Below are 6,323 nucleotides of genomic sequence, written 5' to 3' on the forward strand. Positions count from 1 at the left end.
TCGTTGTAACCGCTTTCGTCTTCCAAGCGGCCAATCAAGGCTACTACTGGCTGCTCGCGATCCTCCTCTCCCCAGCTGACGTCGCCCTCGTCCGCGCGGGGCAAAACCTCATCACGCCAGTCGACGTTTCCCTCACCGCGATTTCGATGCTGCTCCTCCCGCGAGCCAGTGGGCTCATGGCGCGCGGTCACATTCGGGAGTTCATTCAATTGGTGGTGCGTCGAGGGGTGCTCACGCTCGGGGCGACGACGGCGGCGGCGCTCGGGTTGGTCGCGGTCGGTCCTCCACTTGTTCACTACATCTATCGGGGTAAGTACGACGAAGTGGCCGCCCTGCTTCCTGGATTCGCCCTGCTCGCCGTCGTCAACGGCGTCGCCGGATCCGTGAACGACGCGCTCAAAGCATCGCAGCGTCCGGACCTCGTTTTCCTGGGGTATCTGTCCGCCGCGGGAGTAGTCCTGGGCGGCATCGTTCTGGTGAAGACCTTTGGCGCCGCGGGCGCTGTTTCCGGCATGCTTTTGTCCAGCAGCGTCTTCCTGGCCGTGCTTGTCGGCGCCCTGAGTCGGACGATCCGTCGCCGTTTGCAGGAGCCGTCGAGCGGATGAGCCGGCCATGAGCCAGCCCACCCCTGTGTTAGCCTTGCCGAGCATCTGTATCGAGATCGGGGTTCTCGGGTGTCGGTTGGTGGCATGTCGAGCTTGACTGGCGCGATCCAGGCGCGTTTCCGGGCTAACGCGCGGTTGACGCCGTTCCTGCGCGAGCTGCTGCGGCTGGCCGGGGGTTTGCGCCGGACCTATGTCGCAGTAGACGACGAGGAGCCATCCGCGGTGGCGGCTCGCCACTCGGACGCTTGGCGACACGGGACCGTACCCCAGGCGCAGCGCCAGCTCGTCGATCAACAGATTACTCAATTCCGAAAAGGTGTACGGATCGACGTCTTCGACGCATTCGTCGAATTGCTCAGGCGAAACGTGGATCGCCTCGACCAGAGCAGCATCGTCGAGATTGGATGCTCCAGCGGCTACTACGCCGAAGTGCTCGAGATTTGCGGCATCCAAGCTCAGTATTATGGAGCGGACTATTCGCTGCACTTCGTCGATTTAGCGCGAAAGTACTATCCAGCGATCCCCTTCGCCGTTCAGGATGCCACCCACCTGGGGTATCGAGACAGATCGTTTGACATCGTCGTGTCAGGCTGTTGCCTCCCTTACGTTTCCGATTTCAGACTTGCGGTCGCGGAGGCCGTCCGTGTAGCGCGAAGATTCGTACTCTTCCACCGAACACCCGTCCTCCAGAAGACCGAGACATTGGCATTTGTGAAGCACGCATACGGTGTCAAAATGCCGGAAATCCACTTCAACGAGCCGGCGCTGTTCAGGACACTTGGGGCGCACGGTCTGCGCGTCGTCGATATGGCGGTGCTCACGGTGGATTGGGTGCCTCAGCTCCAGGACAGCGTGGCGTGGAAGAGCTATCTGTGCGCTAAGGAGCAGCCACTAGAGGTGGGGATCTGAACAAAGCGGCGCGAGGCGAAGCGCCGCAACGCCCGCTCCTCTACATTCAGATGTCGAACTTCTACGCCCCGGCATGGGGGTTCGGCGGACCAGTGCGTGTCTTGCATGACTACGCGCACTGGCTCGACGGGTGGGCCGAAGTCCAGATCGCGACGACGGACCTCAACCACGATTACCGCCGTCTCAGACAGGCCCACTACTCCTGCGACCCCGGCACCGTTCGGCGTCATCGGCTCATCTTGCCCCGTCTTGGCAGACGTGCAGTCTACCTGGTCCCACCCACGCTGCTGCTAGACGTGGCGACCCGGATCGGCCGCTGGCGAGGGCCGGCCGTGCTCCACACGTGCGACGTGCGCGGGATCTTGCCACTTTATGCCATCGCGCTGAAGCGCACTTTCGGGCATCGGCTCCTCCACATCCACTCCGCCTTCGGCATGCTCCATGAGAAGCCCTCTCCCTGGCGGAAACTCTACGACGCGGGCTTCGGCCGCGCGTTCTTCCGCGCGGTCGACGTCGGACTCGCTCAGAACGCGCACGAGGAGCGCGTCTACTGCACCGCCGCACATCGATGGAACGCCGCCTGCCGTGTAGAGGTGCTTCCGCTCCACGCGGCTTACCCGGACCCCAGCCACTTCCTAGAGGAGAGAAAACGGCCCGCCATTCGGGCAGGGATGCGCCAAAAGTACGGTATACCGGGAGACGCGGCCGTCTTCGTGTTCGTCGGCCGGTTCCATGAGGCGAAGGGTATAGGGCGCTTGATCGACGCCTACTCGGAGTTCAAGCGACGTCGGGCCGGATCTAGCGTGCTCCTCATCGTCGGTCGCGATCACGGCTACGAACGGGAAATGTCGGCCAAGATTGCCGCGAGCGGCGTGGCGGATTCAATCAGAGTCCTACGGGACATCTACGACGAGCGGTTCGAGTTGTATTACCTGGCGGATGCCTTCGTGGGATTCCCCACCATCTTCGAGGAGACGATGCTGGCGGCCGTCGAGGCGCTAGCCTCCGGCACTCCGCCGATCGTGTCCGAGGAGGCGGACATGCCGGGCGTGGCGGAGGCCGCGGCGGGATACGTCTTGCGTTTCCGGATCGATGACGTCGTCGATGCGATGGCGAACGTAGTCGAAGATGCCGCTGGCTACGGACAGCGTGCGCGCCGGCTCGCCGTTCAGCGCTTCGCTCCGGGCTCTGTTGCCGCCAACCTACGGTGGATCATCCACGCCGGTTTGGCCGCCGTAGGGGAGCAACCAACCCATCGAGCATCTTTGTAGGTGCGCCCGCGCGTTTTCTTCATTCAGCCGCAACTGACCGAATACCGTATGGGTCTCTACGAAGGGCTCGCTCGGCGGTGCGACCTCACCGTCCTGTACTCGCCTCCAGAAAGCGCGCGAGGCTTTGGGTCGCTTCGGCCGCGCCCGGTGAAGGGGTTAACCTACCAAGAGATCAGGACGTTCCGACCTGTCGGAAAGCGCATCGGGTTGCTGCAGGCCGGCGCTGTCTGGGAGGTCATCCGGCGGCGACCGGACGCCATCATCATCTTCGGCAACCCGTGGTACGCGAGCTTCTGGCTCACGTTGTTGGTCGGCCGATTGTTAGGTATCGCTGTTCTCGTGCATGGTCACGGCCTCTTCAAGCATCCCGAGGCTGGCCGGGTTCGTCGGTGGACGTATCGCGTCATCCTGGTCCTGGCGGCCAGGTACATCTGCTACGCCGACATCGTCCGGCAGAGCCTTGAGGACGTGGGGCTACCGAGCAGGAAGCTGGCCGTCGCTGACAACTCACAGCAGAACTCCCATCCCGTTCCTCCGGTCGAAAAAAAGGGCAATGAACCGGGAGTGCTTTTTGTCGGGCGGCTGCGTTCAGGTTCTGGCGTCGGTCAGCTCGTTCGAGCGGTGGAGCGGCTGCGCGAAAACGGACACCCGGTCACCTTGCACGTAATCGGTGACGGGGAAGAGCTCGAGGTGCTCAGCGCGCTCGCGAGGGACAGACCGTGGGTGGTACTGCACGGCGCGGTCTACGACGACGCAACCGTGGCGGACATATCGCGCTCATGTGCCCTTGGATGTTATCCTGGCCGCGCCGGGCTGAGTGTCGTACACCTCATGTCACTCAGTCTGCCCCCGGTCGTCGCATCGAACCTGGCTTGGCATCAGGGCCCCGAGCCGAGCTACGTCGTCGACGGGTGGAACGGCTACCTATTCGATCCAGCCAACCCCGATGGCGTGTTCGAGGCCCTCGCCCGTGCATTCAGCAACCGCGCCACCCTCCATAGGACCCAGGTGAACGCGTTCGAGACATACCAGCGGCTGACCTCGCCTCCGCTCGCAGAGCGAATCTGGTCGATCGTCGCAACTTCGTTATCCGAAACGGCTCAGGACACCGGACGGTCCGCATGAGCGAAACAGAACAGCGACAGCACGACCAGCAGCTTGCCTTCTACCGCGACAACGTGGACGGGGAGATCGAAATCGAGCGTCCGCGTGGTTATCCGAAACCGGTCCGTTACCTCATCCATTACAAGTTGCGACAACTCGTCCAACTTGCGCGTCCGCCGAGAGGCGCTCGGGCTGTCGTCCTTTGTGCCGGTTCCGGGATGGACAGCGAATTCCTGGTTCGGCAGGGCCTCAAGGTCATCGCCACCGATCTGTCGATTGATTGCCTACGGCGTGCGCAGGAGCGCGCGAGGCGCCACGGCGTCGCATACGACCTCGTCGTCGCTGACGCGCAGCGTCTACCCTTCCGCGACCGTACCGCCGACCTTGCGTTCGTCCACGACGGACTCCACCACCTGCCCCAACCGTCGGCGGCGATCCTAGAGATGGCGCGCGTGGCCCACACCATCGCGCTGGCCGAGCCTGCTCAGGCGCCCCTTACTCGCCTCGCCGTGCGTCTCGGGATTTCGGGCGATTGGGAAGACGTCGGAAACTACGTCTACCGGTTTACGCCCCCGCAATTGGACAGAATCGTCGGGGATACAGGGTTCGTGCGTGCCGGGGCGCGCCAGCACCTGATCTACTACCAGCCCTGGTCCTTCCGCATCTACGAGCGGCTGTCCGGTCGCCTCGGATTCGCCTTCTTCTGGATAGCGTTTCACATCGCTAACGTGCTCGTGGGTCGGTGGGGTAACTCGCTGAAATACGTAGCCACACGCAACGGTGCGATGGCACGCCGACCAGGGACCGGTTGAGTGCGCGTCTTGATCCTCGGCTTGAACTACCTGCCGGAAACCACGTCGATCGGACCGTACACCGCGGATCTGGCCGAATGCCTGGCGCGCAGGGGTCATTCAGTACAGGTCGTGACGGGATTCCCCATGGCCCCGCAGTGGAGCATTCCCGCTCCTTATCGCTCCAAGCTCTTCATGGCCGAAACCGTACGCGGCATACCGGTGACGCGCTGCTTCCTGTTCGTCCCGAGGAACCCGACCTCAGCGAAAATGCGAGTTCTGTTCGACAGCTCTTTCGCAGCATCGTCGCTCCTGGCCAGCGCCGCGGCCGGTCCTGTGGATGTTGTCGTAGCCGTCTCTCCTCCCTTGCAGGTGGGCCTAACCGCGAGCCTCATTTGCAAATGGCGCCGGGCACGGCTATTCCTGCACGTGCAGGACATCGTGCCCGACGCCGCGGTCGCGGTCGGGGCCCTAGCGGAGGGCAGTCTCCCGGTGCGCATCGCCCGCGCCCTCGAACGGTTCGTCTATGCGCGCGCCGATTCGATCGGCGTGATTTCCGATGGCTTCACCCGCAACCTGCGGGCGAAGGGCGTACCGGCGGGCAAGATCGCACTCTTGCCCAATTGGGTCGACACCGACGAGATCCGTCCGACGCCATGCGCCCCGAGCTTTCGGGAGGTCCACGGGATACCCGCTGACGCATTCGTCGTTATGTATTCGGGCAGCCTTGCGTCGAAGCAGGGACTCGAGACGCTGATCGACGCCGCGGCGTTGCTCGCCGGCGATCCGCGCGCGACAGTCTGCGTCATCGGCGACGGCCCCAGGGCGCCCGCCTTGCGGCGACGAGCCAAAGACCTGCGGTTGAAGAACGTGCGCTTTCTTCCACTCCAACCACGGGCCTCGCTGGCGGGACAACTCGCAGCCGCGGATTTGCTCGTCATCACCCAGGTCGCCGGCGTTCGCGACATCGTCCTCCCGGGCAAGCTCGGCTATTACCTCGCGGCCGGCCGGCCAATTCTCGCCGCGGTCCATCCTGACAGCGAGACCGCTCGCCTCTTGAAGCGCGCAGATGCCGGCATCGTCACAGCGCCGGAAGACGCCGCGGGCATGGCATCGGCGATCCGGTCACTGATGCAGGCGCCGCAGGATGCCGAGCGTCTTGGCCGGAACGGGCGGCTCTACGCAGAAAGTAACATGTCGAAGACGCGCGGGCTCATCAGGTTCGCGGAGCACTTGGAACGCCTCGTCATGTGCGGGTGAAACCACGTCTATTCGCCTGTGGGCCGCGAGCGCGTGTGCTATCTTGCTGAGCCGAGCTCACCTTGAGCCACGACGAGGAGTGGAGGCTCAGCGTAGCGGCCGAGACCGATGAACGCGGCCTCCGTTTCTCCGTTCGGCTTCTTGCCGCAGAACGAACGCGTTGGTATCCTAGTTCGGCTGCCTTCAACTACAGGTCCGGGGCACGCCTGTGTCGATCTCAAGCGGGTATCTTGCAGTTTCACCTGCGTCAACGGCGATCCAGATTACCGGGGCGTCGCGGACGTACGTCGTCGCGAAGCGCTTGCTGGACATTGTGCTCTCACTGCTCGCGATCACCGCGCTACTCCCGCTTTGGATCGTGATCGCTCTCACGATCAAACTCA

General features: G+C 63.6%; 6 protein-coding genes. All 6 read left to right on the forward strand.

Annotated features, from left to right (window positions below; all coding sequences use genetic code 11):
- On the forward strand, positions 1–605 hold a 605-nt coding region (locus VFC51_20245; GenBank protein HZT09362.1), incomplete at its 5' end, for a hypothetical protein.
- A gap of 84 nt (positions 606–689) precedes the next feature.
- Positions 690–1,514: a class I SAM-dependent methyltransferase gene (locus tag VFC51_20250; GenBank protein HZT09363.1), complete on the forward strand. Its 825-nt coding sequence runs from the start codon at positions 690–692 to the stop codon at positions 1,512–1,514.
- Positions 1,515–1,606: 92 nt separating this feature from the next.
- Positions 1,607–2,785, forward strand: a complete 1,179-nt coding sequence (locus VFC51_20255) for a glycosyltransferase family 4 protein (GenBank protein ID HZT09364.1) — start codon at positions 1,607–1,609, stop codon at positions 2,783–2,785.
- Positions 2,786–3,910 (forward strand): glycosyltransferase family 4 protein, encoded by a 1,125-nt coding sequence (locus VFC51_20260; protein HZT09365.1) that lies wholly within the window; start codon positions 2,786–2,788, stop codon positions 3,908–3,910. It begins immediately after the preceding gene.
- Positions 3,907–4,701 carry a class I SAM-dependent methyltransferase gene (locus VFC51_20265; GenBank protein HZT09366.1) on the forward strand — a complete coding sequence of 265 codons (795 nt, stop codon included), beginning with the start codon at positions 3,907–3,909 and terminating at the stop codon, positions 4,699–4,701. Before VFC51_20260 ends, VFC51_20265 begins: the two co-directional genes overlap by 4 nt.
- A complete protein-coding gene (locus VFC51_20270) occupies positions 4,702–5,940 on the forward strand; it encodes a WcaI family glycosyltransferase (GenBank protein HZT09367.1) in 1,239 nt (412 codons plus the stop codon). It begins immediately after the preceding gene.
- Positions 5,941–6,323: the final 383 nt, after the last annotated feature.

This window comes from Chloroflexota bacterium, assembly GCA_035652535.1.
Taxonomy (GTDB): Bacteria; Chloroflexota; UBA6077; order UBA6077; family SHYK01; genus DASRDP01.

Coding starts and splice junctions, on each gene's coding strand:
- VFC51_20250 (HZT09363.1), top strand. CDS start 690: ATGTCGAGCTTGACTGGCGCGATCCAGGCGCGTTTCCGGGCTAACGCG.
- VFC51_20265 (HZT09366.1), top strand. CDS start 3,907: ATGAGCGAAACAGAACAGCGACAGCACGACCAGCAGCTTGCCTTCTAC.